At 64.9% G+C, this 1161-nt stretch carries 2 protein-coding genes; both read right to left on the bottom strand.

What is annotated here, in order from left to right:
• The coding region (locus tag D3273_RS27810; RefSeq protein WP_487343520.1) for a flagellin N-terminal helical domain-containing protein at positions 1–633 on the bottom strand (633 nt) is incomplete at its 3' end.
• Between the two features lie 393 nt (positions 634–1026).
• The coding region (locus tag D3273_RS27805; RefSeq protein ID WP_281011440.1) for a flagellin at positions 1027–1161 on the bottom strand (135 nt) is incomplete at its 5' end.

Below are 1161 nucleotides of genomic sequence, written 5' to 3'. Positions count from 1 at the left end.
GTCGCTGGCATACTGACCCACGACCGTCGTGCCGTCGTTGCCGGTGCCCGTGGAGCCCGCCGTTCCCTGGGCGCTGGAGACGGTGAGCGTGCCGCCGAGAAGTCCGCCGGTCGTGCCGCTGCCGCCGAGCGCGATGCCGCTGGTGGACACGCCCAGGGTGCCGGTCGTGGTGGTGCCGGCCCCGTTGCGGGAGAAGGAGTCGACGATGTTGGTCGTGACCGTGCTGCCGTCGAGCAGGTTGACGCCGTTGAACGAGGCCGAGCGCATGACGCTGATCAGGCTCTGCTGCTGGGCGTTGATGTCGCTCTGCACCTGGGTGGGGTTGGTGCCCGACGTCTGGGCGGTGACCAGATCGGCCTTCATCTGCTTCAGGATGGTCTCGACGCTGCTCATCGCCGAGGTGGCGGTGTTGAGCACCGAAGAGCCGAGGTTCAGGGCGTTCGTCACGGCGCTGAGCGCGCTGACGTCCGACTTCATGCTGGTCGAGATGGACCAGTAGGCGGCGTTATCGGAAGCATTCGCCACGGCGAGGCCGGACGAGATCTGCGCCTGGGTCTGCGTCAGCTGCTTCTGTGTATTGGACAGGTTCTGCAGCGCCGTCATGGCGGAGGTGTTGGTGAGAAGGCTACTCATGGTCGGACATCCTATTGAGAAACGCTACTGAGGACATCCCGGATCGATACCGGTACGAAGAGGCGGCTTGATGCCTTTGATCTTTGCCGTCGGCGTCGGATCAATCTTGCGTGAGGCTTAAGCTAGAGGCCGGTAGTTGACGGAACCTTGAACGGCGCCGCCGGCGAGGGGGTTTCACGCGTCTCCGGCTATCGCCCTGATTGGCTGGTTAAACTTTAACTTCGACGAGGGCCGTCGTGGTGAATCGCGCGACAACGGTACCGGCCAGCCCAAGACGTCATCGGCCGCATCCGGGGGGATGCGGCCGATGACGGTGCGGATGCGGATCGCGGGGAAGTACGCACTCCGGCCCCGCCGGGCGTGCCGGCGGATCCGGTCGAGGCGGAAACAGGCTCAGCCGTTGAACAGCTTGAGGATGAGCTGGCTGTTCTGGTTGGCCATGGACAGGGCTTGGATGCCGAGCTGCTGCTGCGTCTGCAGGGCCTGGAGCCGGGTCGAGGCTACGTTCATGTCGGCGTCCACCAGCGA

The organism is Lichenibacterium minor (assembly GCF_004137685.1).
Classification (GTDB): domain Bacteria; phylum Pseudomonadota; class Alphaproteobacteria; order Rhizobiales; family Beijerinckiaceae; genus Lichenihabitans; species Lichenihabitans minor.
This window is presented reverse-complemented; position numbering and strand designations above follow the sequence as displayed.